Origin of the sequence: Pelagibacterium limicola (genome assembly GCF_015694405.1) — a bacterium.
GTDB classification, from domain to species: domain Bacteria; phylum Pseudomonadota; class Alphaproteobacteria; order Rhizobiales; family Devosiaceae; genus Pelagibacterium; species Pelagibacterium limicola.
This window is the reverse complement of record NZ_JADQDB010000005.1, coordinates 343,087-359,821: the sequence shown is the minus strand read 5'-3', so window position 1 is coordinate 359,821 and position 16,735 is coordinate 343,087. Positions and strand designations below refer to the sequence as shown.

The 16,735-nt window shown below is 62.8% G+C and carries 15 protein-coding genes and 1 pseudogene; 7 read left to right on the top strand and 9 right to left on the bottom strand.

The features are described 5' to 3' along the window. Nucleotides 1-5 precede the first annotated feature (5 nt). From I2G20_RS12515 to I2G20_RS12505, 3 genes are all read left to right on the top strand, one after another. Complete coding sequence (locus tag I2G20_RS12515) at nucleotides 6-326, top strand: cupin domain-containing protein (protein WP_196260045.1); 321 nt, start codon at nucleotides 6-8, stop codon at nucleotides 324-326. A 108-nt stretch (nucleotides 327-434) separates the two neighbouring features. Continuing rightward, the gene (locus I2G20_RS12510; protein ID WP_196260044.1) at nucleotides 435-1,304 is read left to right on the top strand and encodes a LysR family transcriptional regulator; all 870 of its coding nucleotides are present in this window, start codon (nucleotides 435-437) and stop codon (nucleotides 1,302-1,304) included. Between the two features lie 104 nt (nucleotides 1,305-1,408). Then, the gene (locus tag I2G20_RS12505; RefSeq protein ID WP_196260043.1) at nucleotides 1,409-2,698 is read left to right on the top strand and encodes a Gfo/Idh/MocA family protein; all 1,290 of its coding nucleotides are present in this window, start codon (nucleotides 1,409-1,411) and stop codon (nucleotides 2,696-2,698) included. Here I2G20_RS12505 and I2G20_RS12500 read toward each other — a convergent pair. The 4 genes from I2G20_RS12500 to I2G20_RS12485 all read right to left on the bottom strand — a co-directional run bounded on the left by I2G20_RS12500 (nucleotide 2,687) and on the right by I2G20_RS12485 (nucleotide 6,553). Further along, on the bottom strand, nucleotides 2,687-3,331 hold the full coding sequence (locus tag I2G20_RS12500) for a TetR/AcrR family transcriptional regulator (protein WP_343070338.1): 645 nt from the start codon (nucleotides 3,329-3,331) through the stop codon (nucleotides 2,687-2,689). The genes I2G20_RS12505 and I2G20_RS12500 overlap by 12 nt on opposite strands. A gap of 22 nt (nucleotides 3,332-3,353) precedes the next feature. After that, the gene (locus I2G20_RS12495) at nucleotides 3,354-4,880 is read right to left on the bottom strand and encodes a tripartite tricarboxylate transporter permease (RefSeq protein WP_196260041.1); all 1,527 of its coding nucleotides are present in this window, start codon (nucleotides 4,878-4,880) and stop codon (nucleotides 3,354-3,356) included. 20 nt (nucleotides 4,881-4,900) lie between these two features. Next, on the bottom strand, nucleotides 4,901-5,449 hold the full coding sequence (locus tag I2G20_RS12490) for a tripartite tricarboxylate transporter TctB family protein (protein ID WP_196260040.1): 549 nt from the start codon (nucleotides 5,447-5,449) through the stop codon (nucleotides 4,901-4,903). A gap of 66 nt (nucleotides 5,450-5,515) precedes the next feature. Then, nucleotides 5,516-6,553, bottom strand: coding sequence for a tripartite tricarboxylate transporter substrate binding protein (locus tag I2G20_RS12485; protein ID WP_196260039.1), 1,038 nt, complete (start codon nucleotides 6,551-6,553; stop codon nucleotides 5,516-5,518). A 393-nt stretch (nucleotides 6,554-6,946) separates the two neighbouring features. Between I2G20_RS12485 and I2G20_RS12480 the strand changes: the two genes are divergently transcribed. From I2G20_RS12480 to I2G20_RS12465, 4 genes are read left to right on the top strand one after another with little or no spacing between them, the layout of a single operon-like run. Next, on the top strand, nucleotides 6,947-8,098 hold the full coding sequence (locus I2G20_RS12480; protein WP_196260038.1) for a Gfo/Idh/MocA family protein: 1,152 nt from the start codon (nucleotides 6,947-6,949) through the stop codon (nucleotides 8,096-8,098). A gap of 4 nt (nucleotides 8,099-8,102) precedes the next feature. Beyond that, nucleotides 8,103-9,275, top strand: a complete 1,173-nt coding sequence (locus tag I2G20_RS12475) for a dihydrodipicolinate synthase family protein (RefSeq protein ID WP_196260037.1) — start codon at nucleotides 8,103-8,105, stop codon at nucleotides 9,273-9,275. 5 nt (nucleotides 9,276-9,280) lie between these two features. Then, the gene (locus I2G20_RS12470) at nucleotides 9,281-10,723 is read left to right on the top strand and encodes a mandelate racemase (RefSeq protein ID WP_196260036.1); all 1,443 of its coding nucleotides are present in this window, start codon (nucleotides 9,281-9,283) and stop codon (nucleotides 10,721-10,723) included. Beyond that, entirely contained in the window at nucleotides 10,713-11,546 is an 834-nt protein-coding gene (locus I2G20_RS12465; RefSeq protein ID WP_196260035.1) for a sugar phosphate isomerase/epimerase family protein, read from the top strand. The genes I2G20_RS12470 and I2G20_RS12465 overlap by 11 nt, the downstream gene beginning before the upstream one ends. Before the next feature lie 4 nt (nucleotides 11,547-11,550). On the opposite strand, the gene I2G20_RS12460 is transcribed toward I2G20_RS12465, so the two are convergent. The 5 genes and pseudogenes from I2G20_RS12460 to I2G20_RS12440 form a co-directional block, all read right to left on the bottom strand. Continuing rightward, complete coding sequence (locus tag I2G20_RS12460; RefSeq protein WP_196260034.1) at nucleotides 11,551-12,636, bottom strand: ABC transporter ATP-binding protein; 1,086 nt, start codon at nucleotides 12,634-12,636, stop codon at nucleotides 11,551-11,553. Between the two features lie 21 nt (nucleotides 12,637-12,657). Beyond that, nucleotides 12,658-13,752 (bottom strand): Gfo/Idh/MocA family protein, encoded by a 1,095-nt coding sequence (locus I2G20_RS12455; RefSeq protein WP_196260033.1) that lies wholly within the window; start codon nucleotides 13,750-13,752, stop codon nucleotides 12,658-12,660. Then, nucleotides 13,749-14,771 (bottom strand): Gfo/Idh/MocA family protein, encoded by a 1,023-nt coding sequence (locus I2G20_RS12450; protein ID WP_196260032.1) that lies wholly within the window; start codon nucleotides 14,769-14,771, stop codon nucleotides 13,749-13,751. The genes I2G20_RS12455 and I2G20_RS12450 overlap by 4 nt, the downstream gene beginning before the upstream one ends. Nucleotides 14,772-14,788: 17 nt before the next feature. Then, nucleotides 14,789-15,667 carry a carbohydrate ABC transporter permease gene (locus I2G20_RS12445; RefSeq protein ID WP_196260107.1) on the bottom strand — a complete coding sequence of 293 codons (879 nt, stop codon included), beginning with the start codon at nucleotides 15,665-15,667 and terminating at the stop codon, nucleotides 14,789-14,791. 19 nt (nucleotides 15,668-15,686) lie between these two features. Further along, nucleotides 15,687-16,541, bottom strand: a pseudogene (locus tag I2G20_RS12440) (carbohydrate ABC transporter permease); the annotation flags it as partial. Nucleotides 16,542-16,735: the final 194 nt, after the last annotated feature.

Below are 16,735 nucleotides of genomic sequence, written 5' to 3'. Positions count from 1 at the left end.
GAGCAATGACCCCACCCGTCAGGCACTATCCGGCGGTTACGCCCAATGCCGGCATCACGCGGCAGGTGCTCGCAGACGCCCCCGAGGTGATGGTGGTTTCCTTCCGCTTCGAGCGCGGGGCGGAGGGCGCGCTCCACAGCCATCCCCACATCCAGGCAACCTATGTGGAAAGTGGGCGCTTCCGGTTCACCGTTGGTGACGAGACATTCGAGGTCGCCCAAGGCGATTGCTTCGTGATAGCCTCCAACAAGGTTCATGGATGCACCTGCCTCGAAGCAGGCCGGCTGATCGATACCTTCACGCCCCGCCGCGACGATTTTCTCTAGAATGGCGCTTTGATCTCGACCCAGCGATGTGCCGCATCGCTTGCAATTGCGTCCGCCGCCCCGCTTGGCTACTAGAGGAGGACGCAACGGGTATTTCAGATCTGAAAAATGGATTTTTCCTGGGACGATCTCCGGCTCTTTCTCGATGTCGCCCGGCTGGGCGGACTCACCGCGGCGACGCGGACGACAGGCCTCTCGGCAGCGACCCTGGGCCGGCGCATCACGGCGCTCGAAGGGCACATCGGCGAACGGCTCTTTACCCGCACCCAAACGGGATATCAGCTCACGCCTGCGGGAGAGGACCTTCTGGCGAGGGCCGAGGAAGTCGAAGCCGCCATGCTCTCGATTCGGCGATGGAAAGAGGGCGCCATCGGCGAGCGGACGGTTCGAGTTTCGGCCGGACCCTGGACATCGGCTTTTCTTGCGCGGCACCTAGACCGGTTATGGACGGTCGATGATCGTTTCGGGATCGAACTTGTGACCGCCAATCAGAAGGTCGATATCGGACGACGTCACGCAGATATCGGCATTCGCAACCAACGCCCGACCGAGCCGTTTCTGGCCGGCCGCCTCGTCGGCCATGTGGCCTACGCCCTCTACGCCCGCCCCGAGCTTGTGGGCGGGGTCGCGGCGGGGTATTTCGTGGGGGCCGCCGGGGACGGCGCGCAGACCCATTCGGCCCGCTGGCTGAATGCCAAGCACGGCGACCGCATAGTGACGCGCGGAAACGATGCCATGAGCGTCATGGAGCTGGTGGCCGCCGGTGCCGGCATCTCGGTATTTCCCTGCTTTGTGGGAGACCTCGAGCCGCGCGTCGCCCGCATGGCCGACCCGATCCCCGAACTCGAGACCGAACAATGGCTCGTCAACCATCATGAGGAACGGCACGTGCCGGTCGTGCGCACGGTCGCCGAACGCATCGCCGCGCTCATGCGCGATAACATGCCGCTCATAAGGGGCGAGCGGCCGCGCCGATGAGTCCCGCATCGTTGCCGCCTCGGCGCGTTCTGGTCTAGGGTGACAACCGCGTCGACATCGGCGACCTCACCTGCGTCGTCAATCTTTAACCAGGGATCAGTTACTTGAAATACGCTATCGTCGGCACCGGCGCGCGCCATGCGATGTTCCGCGACGCCATTACGACAACGCACGGCCATGCGGCGGAGCTGGTGGCCCTGTGCGATATCAACGATCACAGGCTTGCCCTGTCCGCCTCGCGCGTTCCCGGCCAGACCGGCAATGGCGTTGCCACCTATCGGCCCGAGCAGTTCGCGCAGATGATTGCCGAGCAGAAGCCCGATACGGTTATCGTGACGGTCCCCGATTACCTGCACCACGCCTATATCGTTGCGGCAATGCGCGCCGGCTGCAACGTGATCACCGAAAAGCCGATGACCACCGACCTGCCCCGGCTCAAGGACATTCTCGACGCGCAAAACGAGACCGGAAAACGCGTCTCGGTCACCTTCAATTATCGCTACACGCCGGCGCGCACCCAGATCAAGGATCTGCTGGCGAGCGGCGTCATCGGCGATGTCGTCGCAGTGGATTTTTCCTGGCATCTCGACCGCGTTCATGGTGCCGATTACTTCCGGCGATGGCACCGCGAAAAGGACAAGTCCGGCGGCCTGCTCGTCCACAAATCCACCCATCACTTCGATCTGGTGAACTGGTGGCTCGGCTCGGTTCCCCAGAGCGTCTCCGCACGCGGGCGGCTGGCGTTTTATACGCCCCAGACGGCCGATCGGCTTGGGCTCAGCGGGCGCGGCGCGCGCTGCCACGATTGCCCTGTCGCGCATAGATGCGATTTCCGCATGGAGCTTGAAGCGGACGAAAACCTGCGCGCGCTCTACCTCGATGCCGAACAACACGATGGGTACCACCGTGACCGATGCGTTTTTGCCGATGACATCACCATCGAGGACACCATGCAGGTCGGGGTCGCGTACCGGAATGGGGCCATGCTCAACTACACCCTATGTGCCTATAGCCCCTGGGAAGGGCTCGAGATTCGTTTCCACGGCACCAGGGGGGAGCTCACCCACAAGCATGTGGAAGTGCATGGCGTGTTCGGCGGCCGGCGGGAAGCGCCCGCCGGCGAGGCCATGACGACACGCATCCATGTCGCGGGCGAGCCTCCCCGGTCGGTCGAGGTCTGGGCCGGCGAGGGCGACCATGGCGGGGCCGATCCGATCATGCTGGGCTATCTTTTCGATCCGCAAGCCATGCCTGCCGACCGGTATGGCCGCTCCTCGACCCATCTCGATGGCGCATGGTCCATTCTCACCGGCATTGCGGCCAACAAGGCAATGTCTTCGGGCCAAACCACCAATATCGCGACATTGCTCGAAGAAAACGGCCTATCGCTCTGATTGCGCCCGGGGGGACGGGGATAGCGTCTTGAGGTGATCGAGGATGACCGTCACCGCGTGGTTCTCCCAGGAATCGAGCTTGTCGTCGTCCGAGAGGTTGGACTGGAAGATGACCGAGAGCGTGGCGTTGTTGGAAACGTAGAAATAGCCCAGCGCGGCGATCGAAATATAGAGTTGGACGGGGTCGACGTCCTTGCGGAAGATGCCTTCCCTGGCTCCCCTTTCGATCAGCGTGCGCAGTTGTTCGACCAGGGGCGAGTGCAAGCCGCGCATTTCGGGCAGCGTCTTGAGGAAGCGGGCGCGCAAAAGGTTCTCATTGGTCAGGAGCGCGATGAACCAGGGGCTGCGCAGGAAATGGCGGAAGGTGAACCGCACCAGCGTTTCCACCGCGCCCACCGGGTCGTACTGGTCAAGCTCGAGTTCGCGTTCGCCCTGGCGGATTTCCTTGTACGCCTCCACGAGGACGCGTTTATAGAGCCCCTCCTTGTTGCCGAAATAATGGTAGAGCATGCGCTTGTTGGTCTTGGCGCGCTTGGCAATGGCATCGATGCGCGCGCCCTCGAACCCGCGATGGGTGAATTCATACCGCGCGGCCGCGAGAATGGTCCCCTGGGTGCGCAACGCGTCACGCACGCGGCTCTTTTCCGGTTTGGGGTCAGCCGGCTTTGCCGTTGTCCGGGGAGCTTGACCTAAAGAGTCCTGTGACAAAACCGTTTATCCTTGGAATGCTCATCAGCACGGTCATCAGAATGACGATCCAGAGAACGGCGCTGATAGGACGCGTGAAGAAGGGCGTTACGTCTCCGTCTGTCAAAAGCAGGCCGCGGCGAAGGTTCACATCGAGCAGTTCGCCCAGGATAATGCCAAGAACCAGCGGGGCCATCGGATATTTCATTTCCCTGAGGATGAACCCGATGATCCCGAACGCGATCATGACGTAGACGTCGAACATTCGCTGCGTAATGGCAAATGAGCCAACAACGCACAAGACATAAACCACCGGCATCAGCTTTTCGCGGGGGACGACAAGCACTTTCACCAGAATTCTGGTCAAGGACAGCCCGTAAATCATGATCGCAATAGTGGAGAGCAACAATATGCCCACGATCTGATAGAGAACTTCGGGGGTCTCGGTCATGATCATCGGACCGGGCCGGATGCCGTGAATGAACATAGCGGCAATGAGGACCGCGGCGGCGGCCGAGCCGGGCAGGGCCAGCGTCAGGGTGGGAATCATCGCGCCCGGGACAACGGCGGAATTGCCGGTCTCGGCGGCAACCAGCCCTTCGATGGAGCCCTTGCCGTATTTTTCCTTTTCCTTGGACGCCCGGCGGGCGGCGGCGTAGGACGCCCAGGCGCCGATATCCTCGCCGACCCCGGGAATGATGCCGGCAATCGTTCCGATCAACCCCGAGCGGATTGTCGTCACCCAGTGCTTTGCAACCTCGCCGATGCGCGGAATGACACGGTCGGTGCTCGAGACGATCTTTGGCGCAAACCTGCGCTTCATCACCGTCAGGATCTCTGCCAGCCCGAAAGCGCCGACCATTGCCGGGATGATGTCGATGCCAGCGCCAAGCTGGCGCAGACCGAAGGTGAAGCGCTGATGGGCGTGCAGGCTTTCCATGCCGACCATGGCGACCAGCAGGCCGAGGATACCTGCGATATAGCCCTTGATGGGGTTGTCGACGGCAGTAAGGCGCCCCGAGATGACAACCCCGAACAGCGCCAGCCAGAAGAATTCGTAAGACCCGAAACGCAGCGCGAACTCGGCCAGTAAAGGCGCGACCAGCGCGAGAAAGAAAATGCCGACCAAAGTGCCGAGCGCCGAGGAGGTCGTCGCGATGCCCATGGCGAGCCCCGCCTTGCCCTGCTGGGCGAGCGGATACCCATCGAGCGCCGTGGCGGCGCTGGCTGGCGTTCCGGGAATGGCGAGCAGGATTGCAGGCCGGCTGCCGCCGTAAATCGCGCCGATATAAACCGACATCAGCGTCAGGATCGCCTGATCGGGGGCCATCTTGTAGGTCAGCGTCACCAGCAGCGCGACGCCCATGGTTGCCGTCAGACCCGGCAACGCACCGATGACGATGCCGAGCAATGTCGCCCAGGCAAGGTTGAACAGCGATTCCAGTGTCAGGAAATGCGCGACACCGTTCGACAGCAGGATCAGACCATCAAACATCCCATCGATCCCGGCATGAGTCAGGGCAAGCGGACGAGAAAGCCGCGCTCAAATACAAATGTTACCGCGCCTGCGACAATGACAGCCTGCACCGCCGCCCAGATGAGCGACCTTGCCAGGGGCGCCGGGGCGTCGTTGAGCCAGACTTCAAAGGCGACGATCGCAACAAAGACGAACAATCCGGTCGCCAGCCAGAAGGGCAGCCACCCGATAAGTCCCAGTGAATAGACGAGAACCATGCCTGCGAGGGCAAGGACCCTCTTGGCCTCGGCGCCCACGAACCGGTGCCCAAAGGTTTTCCAGCCGCTGGCAAGGGGGGCGGCACGGGCGCTGCTCAGAGCCAGCAGAAAGCCGCAAAGGGCAAGCGCCCCGCCCAACAGGCCCGGCACGAGCCCGGGAATGGTCGCGGGGTGTATGCGGCGGGTTTCGAGCCGCGGCATGTCCCAGGAGAGATAAGCAATCACGAGGCCAAGGACGAGAAAGAACATTCCGGCCAGCAGGTCCGCCTTGATCGCCGCTGGCGTGTCAAGGTTGTCCTGTTCGGTTGTGTCGGACGCGTGCTCGGACATGAGGCCCCCTCACCAGGTTTTGGCCCGCTCCCAGGGGAGCGAGCCGGAGTTTCGTGCACAAGACCATCAGTCCATCAGGCTGCGGGTGTCGCAATCGATGCCGATGGTCGAAGGATCGTTGACCGCTTCGTCGCGGGCGAGGGCGGCGCAGGCTTTCTCGATGATGACGGGCATCACGGCCGCTAGCGCCTCCTCGCCATAAGCTGGCGCCATCACCGCGCCATTGGTCATGGCGTAGGTGCGCAGGGTCTCGGCGTTCATGATGTGATCTTCCCAGACCGCATCGAGCGTTGCGATGACCTCTTGGGGCACGCCGGCCGGCACCAGAATACCGAAGTAGTCCGGAAAGATCGGCATGTCGGGCAGCCAGTCGGTCACCGGCGGGATCGGATCGACGCCCTCGAGCTCCAACGGATGATCGCTGAGCACGGCGAGGGCCTTGAGCCTGCCGCCGCGGACCAGTTCGGCCTGTTCGACCGCCAGCTGGCTGGTGACCATCACCTCACCGGCCGCGGTTGCAGTTGCGGCCGGTCCGCCGCCGTCATAGGCAACCATCCGGTAGTCGAATCCGCCGGCATGGGAAAGCGCGGCGATTGCCGTGCCGCCCGACGAGGTGACCCCGGCGGTGCCCACCGTGATACCCTCCCCGCGTTCGCGGAAGGCTTCGAGCAATGCGCCGAAATCGTCAAATTCGCTGTCGGCGGGCACGCTGATCAGCGGCACATTGGCAACGGCGAGATAGACATGCCAATCGCCGACATCGGTATCTTCAAGCAGGCCGGAAACGTGATAGGTGGCATTGTTGGCAATGGCATTGCCGGTCCAGGTATAGCCGTCGAGCGGGGCCGCCAGCACTTCTGCGGTGCCGGTCGCGCCGGAAGCACCCGGCTGGTTGACCACCACCACCGATTGGTTGAGCGCATCGGCAATGATGGGGGTCAGAACGCGAATGACTTGGTCGGTCGAGCCCCCGGCGCCCCAGGGCACAATGACATTGATGGGACGGTCGGGCTGCCAGGGGTAGTCCTGAGCCAGGACCCCGGTCGCCATAAAGGCAAGACCTGAGGTAGCCGCAGCAAGTGCAGCCTTCGTCAAGAGACGCATGGTATCCTCCCTATTTCAATTTCGCGCGGCGGTTCCTCCTCGCAGCGCTGGTTACAACATTGAAACGATGGTCCAGACCTGTCAAGAAGTAAGTAACCGGTTAGTTCTTTTGTGATCGAGCCCGCTTTCGCCACAGATGTGCCTTGAGATGCCGGCAGCAAAGATGGCCCGGGCGAAAAGGACAACATTGCAAATGCTCGGATTTGCCGCTCTCGCCAGTGCTCTGATCTACCTCATGATTGGCCCGCTAAAGGCAGGCCGCCGGAACTGGTGGCACTCCCACGACGGAGGCACCAGATCAAATGCGCTGGCCTAGGTTCTTGACGTGCCAAATCGTGTCCAGTAAGTAACTGGATAGTTACAATACAATGAGCATCAGGGTGGAGGTCCGCAATGACGCAGCGCCGCATCGGCATCATCATGCACGGCATCACCGGCCGCATGGGATACAATCAGCATCTGGTCCGTTCGATACTGGCCATCCGCGATCAGGGCGGGCTCGCGCTCGCCAATGGCGACACCCTGATGGTCGATCCCATTCTGGTCGGGCGCAACCTCGACAAGGTCAAGGCCATCGCGGAACGCCACGGGGTTGCGCGCTATTCGGACGACCTCGATGCTGCGCTGACCAATAAGGACGACGAGATTTTCTTTGACGCCGGGGCGACCAAGATCCGTGCCGGACTTCTGGAAAAGGCACTGGCCGCCGGCAAGCATGTCTATTGCGAAAAGCCGACATCGGACGATCTTTCCATCGCCATCGACATTGCCAGGAAAGCACGGGCTTCCGGGCTCAAGCATGGCGTGGTTCAGGACAAGTTGTTCCTGCCGGGGCTCATGAAGCTCAAGATGCTGCGCGATGCCGGCTTTTTCGGTCAGATTCTCTCCGTGCGCGGCGAGTTCGGCTACTGGGTGTTCGAGGGCGACTGGCAGAAGGCGCAGCGCCCGTCCTGGAACTATCGCAAGGAAGATGGCGGCGGCATCATCATCGATATGCTGTGCCATTGGCGCTACGTGCTCGATCATACGTTTGCCCCGGTAAAGGCGGTATCATGCCTTGGCGCCACCCACATCCCCGAACGCGTCGACGAGGCCGGCAAGCGCTACAAAGCCGACGCGGACGATGCGGCCTATGCAATGTTCGAGCTTGAGGGCGGGATCGTCGCAACGGTAAATTCGAGCTGGGCGGTGCGGGTGCGGCGCGATGATCTCGTGACCTTCCAGGTCGATGGCACGCATGGCTCGGCGGTGGCCGGGCTCCACAAGTGCTGGACGCAGCACCGGGTAAATACGCCCAAGCCCGTTTGGAATCCCGACCAGCCACAGACCATGAACTTCCTTGCCGACTGGGAAGAGGTGCCCGACAACTGGCCAGCCGACAACGGCTTCAAGGTGCAGTGGGAACAATTCCTGCGTCATGTGGCGGAGGATGCGCCCTGGGCGTTCGGCCTCGAAGCCGGCGCCAGAGGCGTGCAACTCGCCGAACTGGGGCTCAGGAGCTGGGCCGAGCGCCGCTGGCTCGACGTGCCGCAACTGGAGTTCTAGGACCATGGCCGCGCTTGTCTTGCCCAACCCGGACCGGTCGGTTTCGCCCTACAGGATCAAGAACGCACCGGTTGCGATCGAAAAGCGCGATCCTTCGCGGTTCAACCGCATCGCCTATGCGGCGGCGCATGTCGTGGCCGATCCATTGGCCGATAACGATCCCTGGCTCGCCCCCGCCATCGACTGGGACAGGACGCTGGCGTTCCGCCATCACCTTTGGGACCTCGGATTCGGGGTCGCCGAGGCGATGGACACGGCCCAGCGCGGCATGGGGCTGGGTTGGCCGGAAGCAAAGGAGCTGATTGCGCGCGCCCTCCGGGAGGCCGCCTCGCGCGAAGGCGCCCGCATCGCCTGCGGCGTGGGGACCGACCATCTCGCCCCGGGCCCCGATCTTTCCATCGACACGATCATCGCGGCCTATGAGGAGCAGATGGAGGCGGTCGAGGCCCACAATGGCCGCATCATCCTGATGGCCTCGCGCGCGCTGGCCGCAGTGGCCAAGGGCCCGGACGATTACCACAGGGTCTATGACCGCATTCTTTCGCAGGTCCGGGAGCCTGTCGTCATTCACTGGCTGGGCGAAATGTTCGATCCCGCACTCGCCGGCTATTGGGGCCAGGCAGACCACATGGGGGCAATGGACGTGGCACTCGATATGATTGCCGCGAATGCGGCCAAGGTGGATGGCATCAAGATTTCCCTTCTCTCGAAAGAAAAGGAAATCGCCATGCGCCGGCGCCTGCCCGATGGCGTCAGGATGTATACGGGCGATGACTTCAACTATGCCGAACTTATTGCCGGGGACGCGCACGGCTATTCCGATGCCCTGCTGGGCATTTTCGATGCGATCGCGCCAGTGGCATCGGCAGCGCTCGATGCGCTGGGACAAGGCGAGGACGACGCGTTCTTCGACCTCCTGGGGCCCACGGTTGCGCTCTCGCGCCATATCTTCAAGGCCCCCACGCGGTTCTATAAAACCGGCGTGGTGTTCCTAGCCTACCTCAATGGCCTTCAGGACCATTTCATCATGATCGGCGGCCAGGAATCCACCCGATCGGCCCTGCATCTGGCCGAGCTTTACCGGCTCGCCGATGAGGCGCGCGTGCTCCTCGACCCGGCTCTGGCCGAGCGGCGCATGCGCGAGGTGATGTCCGTGCGCGGTATCGCGCAGGCCTGATCGCGATGGGCGGCTCCCCCCTCACCATCCGCGTTCTGGAGATCGAAGCCTTCGAGCGCCCCGTGCCGTTCCGCTTCGCATTCCGGTTCGGCGCGGCGCGCGTTGACCGCGCCAATCAGGCCTTTGTTCGGGTGCGGATTTCCGACGGGTCGGGCCGGGAGGCAACGGGCTGGTCTGCAGAAATGCTGATGCCCAAATGGTTCGACAAGAATCCCGACCTGACGCCGGAACACAACGCCGACCAGTTGCGCGGCTCCCTCCGTCTGGCGATGGAGACGATCAAGGCCGCAGGTGCCGCCACCGCTTTCGGTTTGCACGCCGTTTCCGAGCCCGAACACCATTCTGCTTGCGCACGGGTCGGGCTTAACGGCCTCATCGCCTCCTTCGGGCTGGCGCTTGTCGATCGTGCCATAATCGATGCGCTGGGGCGGCTGGAGGACGTTCCCGCCCTGACGCTCGTTCGGGAGAACAGGCTGGGGATCACCAGCGCAACGGCGCGGGACCTCGCGGATTTCGATTTCGCCTCGTTCCTCTCGCGCCTCGCCATACCCGACCATATCCATGTGCGCCACACGGTCGGCCTGGGCGATGCCCTCGACCGGCAGGATCGCGATGGCGACGGGCTCGGCGATGGGCTCCCCGAGACGCTCGAGGAGGTGATTGCCGCCTATGGACACCAATTCTTCAAGCTCAAGCTTTCCGGTGCCATCGACGCAGATATCGCGCGCCTTGAACGCATCGTATCGATTATCGAGGTCAGGGTGCCGCACTATCGCGCAACCCTCGATGGCAATGAGCAGTTCGAGGACGAAAGCCATGTCCTTGCCTTTCTCGACGCGTTCGAATCCGCCCCCGGGCTCCGGCTTTTAGGCGAACGCCTGCTGTTTCTCGAGCAGCCTATCGCAAGGGCAAAAGCCCTTTCCGCGCCGGTCGAAAGGATCGCGCAGCGTGTCTCGCTCGAAATCGATGAATCCGATGCGGATATGGATGCCTTCTTGCGCGCGCGCCATCTCGGCTATCGCGGCATCTCATCGAAATCGTGCAAAGGCTTTTACCGTGCCCTGCTCAATCGGGCGCGCATCGCGCGCTGGAATGCGGACACCCCCGACAAGCCGTTTTTCATGTCCGCCGAAGACCTGACCATGCAATCGGGCATCGCCCTGCAGCAGGATCTGGTCCTCGCGGGGCTGGTGGGTGCGGACCATGTCGAGCGCAATGGGCACCACTTCGTCGATGGCATGCCCAACGCGCCGAAAGCGGAACAGGATGCTTTTCTCGCAGCGCACGGGGACCTTTACGCATCGACGCTAGGCCGGACGCGTCTCAAGATCGAAAAGGGTCGCGTTGCGCTTGCTTCCGTGGCCAGTGCGCCGGGGCTGGGGGCGCTCGTCGCTCCCGATCGCGCAGCGATGTCGGCACTGAAATTGGAGGAAACCCATGAGCCTTGAAGGCCGTATCTCGATCAATCTCGCCACCACCCGCGGCGCGTGGGGGTTTGCCGAAGCGGTGGACGGCTGCCTTCGCCATGGCATTACCGCCATCTCGCCCTGGCGCGATCAGGTTCATGCCATCGGGCTCAAGGAAGCCGTGCGCATCGTCCAGACCAATGGGCTCAAGCTCACCGGCCATTGCCGGGGCGGCATGTTCCCTGCCGACACCTTGGAAGGCCGCCAGGCTAATATCGAGGACAACAAGCGTGCGATCGACGAAGCTGCGGCAATGGGTGCCGATTGCCTCGTCCTGGTCGTCGGAGGGCTGCCCGGGTCGTCGAAAGATATCGGCGAGGCACGCAAGCAAGTCCTTGAGGGCATCGCGGCCATCCTTCCCTATGCCCAGGCGCAGAGCATGCCGCTCGCCATCGAGCCGCTCCATCCCATGTATGCGGCAGACCGGGCCTGCGTGAACACGCTCCGTCAGGCGCTCGACATATGCGAGCAGCTCGGGGAGGGCGTCGGCGTCGCCATCGACGTCTATCACGTCTGGTGGGACCCCGAGCTTGAAGCCCAGATCGCCCGCGCCGGGAAAATGGGCGCGATCCTTGCCCACCATATCTGCGACTGGCTCGTGCCGACCCGGGACCTCCTTCTCGATCGCGGCATGATGGGCGATGGCGTCATCGACTTGCCGCGCATCCGCGGCTGGATCGAGGCCGCCGGATTCCACGGCGCCCAGGAGGTGGAAATCTTCTCGCAGGACAATTGGTGGAAGCGTCCCGGTGATGAAACGCTCGCAACCTGCATCGAGCGTTTCAACACCGTCTGCACCCGCTAGCCCCTCAGATCACCGCGCCTTCGCGGTCAAAGACATGGCAGCGGGCCGGATCGAACCGGGCCGTGATCCGCGACCCCGGACCGAGATCGTGCTGCCCGTCCAACACAATGGTGAGGGGTTGCCCGTCGGGCACTCTGGTATAGAGCAGCGTCTGCCCGCCCAGGTTCTCGACAAGGTCGATGGAAACCTCGGCAAGGGGAACCTTGCCCGGTCCGTCCTCGATCGAGAGGTGTTCGGGGCGAATGCCGAATTCGACCGCATCGCCCGGCGCGCCCTTTGCGAGGGTGCGGGGCAGCGCGAGGGTCTGGCCCGCAACGTCGAGCACGATCTGCCCCCCGCCCGCCGAACTGATCGCCGCCTTGATGAAATTCATCTTGGGGCTGCCGATGAACCCGGCCACGAATCGGTTGGCCGGCCTGTTGTAGAGTTCGAGCGGGGCGCCGATCTGTTCGACATGGCCCAGGCGCAGCACGACTATTTTGTCAGCCATCGTCATGGCCTCCACCTGATCGTGCGTGACGTAGATCATCGTGTTGCCCAGGTCGCGATGGAGCTTGGCGATCTCGACCCGCATCTGCACGCGCAGCTCGGCATCGAGGTTCGAGAGCGGTTCGTCGAACAGAAATATCCGCGGCTCGCGCGTGATGGCGCGTCCGATGGCCACCCGCTGGCGCTGCCCGCCGGAAAGCTGCTTGGGCTTGCGGCCGAGCAGAGGTTCGATCTGGAGGATTTCGGCCGCCCGCTGGACCTTTTCCTTTATGACCGCCTTGGGCAACTTGGCGGTCTCGAGCCCGAAAGCGAGGTTCTGGTAGACCGACATGTGCGGGTAAAGCGCATAGGACTGGAAGACCATCGCAATGCCGCGCTCGGCAGCGGGCACCTCGTTCATGACCTCCCCGTCGATCAGTAGCTTCCCCCCGGAAATGGGCTCAAGCCCCGCGATCATGCGCAACAGCGTGGACTTGCCGCACCCCGAAGGGCCGACAAACACCGTGAATTCGCCCGGCTCGATCTCGAGATCGATCCCATGGATGACCTCGACGCTGCCATATCGCTTGTAGACCTGTGAAAGCGTTATCGGGGTGGACATCGGGTCGGGTCTCCTTCCGGCTCAGGCATTGGAGGTCGGCTGGGGCACGGGTATCCAGCCTTCATAGGTCGGGTGCCCCGTATCGATGGGAAAGCGGACCTCCTGCCGGGTCCGGTGCGAATGATAAAAGCCCGCGATCAGTTCGAGCGCGGCCCGGGCATCGGCGGTGGTCACGGGCAGCGGCGCCTCTCCCGTCAGCGCATCGTAAAAATCCCTGACCTGACCGGCAAAGCGCGGCGGCACCGGCGTCCAGCCATCGAGCAGGGCATCGATCCGGGCCGCGGTTTCCGCATCGCGCGGCACGATCCGCCAGGGGTCCTCTCCCGGGTTATAAGGGCCATGGCTGCTCTCGAAGGTCACATTCTCGAAAGCAAGGTGGAGCCGGGAGATTTCCTCGCGCGCGCCGAGCGTCGCCGTGAGCGAGGCCAGCGCTCCCGATTGCAGTTCGAGGGTGGCCGAGGCGCAATCCTCGACCTCGATATCGTGCACCCGGGTTGCGATGCGTCCGAAAATCGCCGCGGGCGGGCTCATGAGGTAGCTCAGCATGTCGTGCAGGTGGATGGCATGCGTCATCAGCACACCCCCCAGTTCGGTGGCCCACTTGCCCCGCCAGGGCACGGCATAGTATTCGGGCAGGCGCTGCCAGTAGGTCTCGGCGGTCCCGACATAAGGGCGCCCTGCAATCCCGGCATCTATTATCGCCTTGGCTTTCTGAACGCTGTTGCCGTAGCGATACTGGAAGATCGGCATTAGCAGTTTGCCGGCAACCTTTTCGGCGGCCATCACCGCATCGATCTCCCGAAGCGTCCCCACCAGCGGCTTTTCGCAGATGACGTGCTTGCCCGCCGCGAGCGAAGCCATGATCTGCCCGTAATGGATCGCGGGCGGGGTGCAGATATCGATGACGTCCAGATCGTCCATCGCCAGAAGATCGTCGAACCGCGTCGTCCTGCGCGCAATTCCAAACTCGTCCGCAACGGCGTCGAGCCGGACCGGGTCGAGGTCGCAGACAGCGACGACGCGAAACCGGTCCTCGTTGTTGAGATAACCCTGCGTCATGTGCGAGCGGCCGATCCCGCATCCAACGATGGCCACATTGAAAATCTTGGTCGTCATCTTATGGGGGTCGTCCTGTTGGCGTCGGCGAGCGCCTGTGCCTTGAGCGCCAGTTCCATGGCCAGAAAGCACCGCGATTGGGGCATTGCCGTCTGGGTCCGGTTGGCGATATCGGCAATCAGCTGGCGCCCGAAGGGCAGATCGACGCTATTGCAGTCGAAGTGTTGCACGCCCTCGCCGTTGACGAGGAACAGGTGGTTGGCCCCCTCGCGTCCGGCGATGTCGATGTTCTTGCGGATTTCGATATACCCCTCTGTGCCCAGGAGGGTGAGCCGACCATCTCCCCAGGTGGGCAGACGCGCGGGCGAAAACCAGTCGACCCGGACATAGCCCGTGGCCTCGGGGCTCCTCAAATGGAAATCGCCGAAATCCTCAAGCCCGGGCTTGTCGGGATGGGCACGGTTAAAGACATTGGCCGAGACGATCTCGGCTGTCTCGGCACCCGTGAAGAACAGGAACTGCTCGACCTGATGGGAGGCTATGTCGACAAGTATCCCGCCATACCGGTCCTTTTCGAAAAACCACCCGGGGCGTTTGGAATTGCCAATGGAATGGGGTCCGAGGCCCACGGTGTTGATCACCTTGCCGATGGCGCCGGCCTGGACCAGCTCTCCCGCTTTAACCGTCGCCCTGTTCTCGAAGTGCTCGGAATAGAGGATCGAAAAGATCCGCCCGGTGCGTTGCTGGACCTCTCTTATGGCCGCGAGCTGGCCAAAGGTCGTCATGCCGGGCTTGTCCATCAGCACGTCCTTGCCGTGCTCCATGGCCGCAATCGCGATCGCCGCGCGGTCTGCAGGAATGGCCGCGCTGGTGACGAGCCCGATGCTCTCGTCTTCGTAAATGGCACGCGGGTCCGAAACGCGCATGGCATCGGGATATTGGGCGCTGAATGCGGCCGCCAGGTCGTTCTCGGGCGCGTGAAAGCTGGTCAGTTGGGCCCCGGCCCTAACAAGGGCGTCGACCTGCCCGTAGATGTGGCCGTGATTGATGCCGATGGCAGCAAAGCGCAAAGCCGTCATATCGCGATCTCCCCTGCCTAGCGTTTCATGCCGGTTGTGGCGATGCCTTCGATGAGAAGGCGCTGGAAGAACAGAAAGAAGAAGAAGACCGGAACCAGCGAGAGGATCGACATGGCAAAAAGGCCCGCCCAATCCGACTGTCCACCTTGGGAATCCACGAACGAGCGCAGGCCCAGCTGGACGGTATAGGTGCGCATGTCATTGAGATAGATGAGCGGCCCGAAGAAGTCGTCCCAGGTCCACAGGAAGGTGAAGATGGCGGCGGTCGCCAGCACCGGCATGGAGAGCGGGAGCATGATCCGCCAGTAGATGCGCCACGGGCTGCACCCGTCCATCATGGCCGCCTCGTCGAGCTCCTTGGGAATGCCCCGGAAGAACTGCACCATCAGGAAGATGAAGAAGGCATCGGCAGCGAGGAATTTGGGGACCACCAGCGGCAGGATGGAGTTCACCCACCCCAGGTTGAGGAACAGCACATATTGCGGGATCAGCGTCACGTGATAGGGCAGCATCAGCGTGCCCAGCATGATCGCGAACCAGAAGTTGCGCCCCCGAAACTGAAGACGAGCGAAGGCAAAGGCGGCCAGCGAGCACGCCATGACATTGCCCGCGACCGAAAGCACCGAGATGACCAGCGAATTCCAGAAGAAGGTCCCGAAATCGACCCGCAGGCCGAACCAGCCCCGCGGATAGGCCTCGAGAGAAACCGTCGAGGGGATCAGGGTTGTCGTGTTGAAGATTTCCTGGGACGGGCGGAACGAGGCGGAGAGCATCCAGAGCAGCGGGTAAAGCATGAGGATGGACGCGCCGATCAGCAGCGCGTGCAACAGAAGCGAAACCCAGGGCTTGCGCTTGTCGTCGAGCCCGACGACCTCGGTGCCGCGGTTGCCGTCCATGTTTGCCGATGCCGCCTGATCAGTCATCGTAATGCACCCAGTAGCGCGCGGTGAGGAAGGAAAAGGCTGTGAAAAGGGCGATGATCACCAAAAGGATCCAGGCCAGCGCGGAAGCATAGCCCATGCGGAAGAAGCCGAACGCCTCCTGATAGAGATAGAGGGTATAGAAAAGCGTCGAGTTGATCGGCCCGCCAGTGCCGCCCGAAATGATGAAGGCGGGGGTGAAGGCCTTGAACGCCTCGATGGTCTGCACCACCACGTTGAAGAAGACGACGGGGGTCAGGAGCGGCAGGGTGATCTTCCAGAATTGGCGCGATTTCGAGGCCCCGTCGAGGCTGGCCGCCTCGTACATGTCCTGTGGGATCTGCCTTAGGCCGGCAAGGAAGATGATCATCGGCGAGCCGAACTGCCAGACCGAGAGGATGACGAGGGTGGAGAGCGAGTAGTTGGGATTGGAAATCCAGCTCGGGCCCTCGATGCCGAAATTGGCGAGGAAGGTGTTGACCAGCCCATTGCCGGCAAAAAGTTGGCGCCAGAGAACGGCGATGGCCACGGAGGTGCCGAGCAGGGAAGGGAGGTAGAAAATCGCCCGGTACCAGGGCAAGCCGCGCATGCCGCGATTGAGCGCCAGGGCGACGAGGAGCGCGAAAGCAAGTTTCAGCGGTACGGAAAACAGCACAAAGAAGAACGTCACCCGCATCGAGGCGGCAAACTTGGGATCTGCTGTCGCGATGCGCACATAATTGGCCGCCCCGACCCAGCGCGGGTCGGTGAGAAGGTCGAAACTGGTGAAGGACAGGTAGAGCGAGGCCAGCGCGGGACCGGCGGTCAGCCCGAAAAAGCCGATGAACCAGGGCAAGAGAAACATGTAGCCCGCGCCATCGCGGCGCAGAAAACGCACGAGGGGCCCCTGCTTGCGGGGCCTGACCCCCGATGGGCTTGATGCGATAGTCGACATGGGCCGATGATCCAACACTTATGCCAAGAGAACCGATCAGGGAGCGCTCCCGCGCTGGAAACCTTCGGGATGCGTCGCCCTTGGGGCGCCGATCCGAATGCGGGGAGGCC

Coding starts and splice junctions, on each gene's coding strand:
- I2G20_RS12460 (WP_196260034.1), bottom strand. CDS start 12,636: ATGTCCACCCCGATAACGCTTTCACAGGTCTACAAGCGATATGGCAGC.
- I2G20_RS12445 (WP_196260107.1), bottom strand. CDS start 15,667: ATGGACGGCAACCGCGGCACCGAGGTCGTCGGGCTCGACGACAAGCGC.
- I2G20_RS12510 (WP_196260044.1), top strand. CDS start 435: ATGGATTTTTCCTGGGACGATCTCCGGCTCTTTCTCGATGTCGCCCGG.
- I2G20_RS12515 (WP_196260045.1), top strand. CDS start 6: ATGACCCCACCCGTCAGGCACTATCCGGCGGTTACGCCCAATGCCGGC.
- I2G20_RS12495 (WP_196260041.1), bottom strand. CDS start 4,880: ATGTTTGATGGTCTGATCCTGCTGTCGAACGGTGTCGCGCATTTCCTG.
- I2G20_RS12455 (WP_196260033.1), bottom strand. CDS start 13,752: ATGACGACCAAGATTTTCAATGTGGCCATCGTTGGATGCGGGATCGGC.
- I2G20_RS12480 (WP_196260038.1), top strand. CDS start 6,947: ATGACGCAGCGCCGCATCGGCATCATCATGCACGGCATCACCGGCCGC.
- I2G20_RS12475 (WP_196260037.1), top strand. CDS start 8,103: ATGGCCGCGCTTGTCTTGCCCAACCCGGACCGGTCGGTTTCGCCCTAC.
- I2G20_RS12450 (WP_196260032.1), bottom strand. CDS start 14,771: ATGACGGCTTTGCGCTTTGCTGCCATCGGCATCAATCACGGCCACATC.
- I2G20_RS12490 (WP_196260040.1), bottom strand. CDS start 5,449: ATGTCCGAGCACGCGTCCGACACAACCGAACAGGACAACCTTGACACG.
- I2G20_RS12470 (WP_196260036.1), top strand. CDS start 9,281: ATGGGCGGCTCCCCCCTCACCATCCGCGTTCTGGAGATCGAAGCCTTC.
- I2G20_RS12465 (WP_196260035.1), top strand. CDS start 10,713: ATGAGCCTTGAAGGCCGTATCTCGATCAATCTCGCCACCACCCGCGGC.
- I2G20_RS12485 (WP_196260039.1), bottom strand. CDS start 6,553: ATGCGTCTCTTGACGAAGGCTGCACTTGCTGCGGCTACCTCAGGTCTT.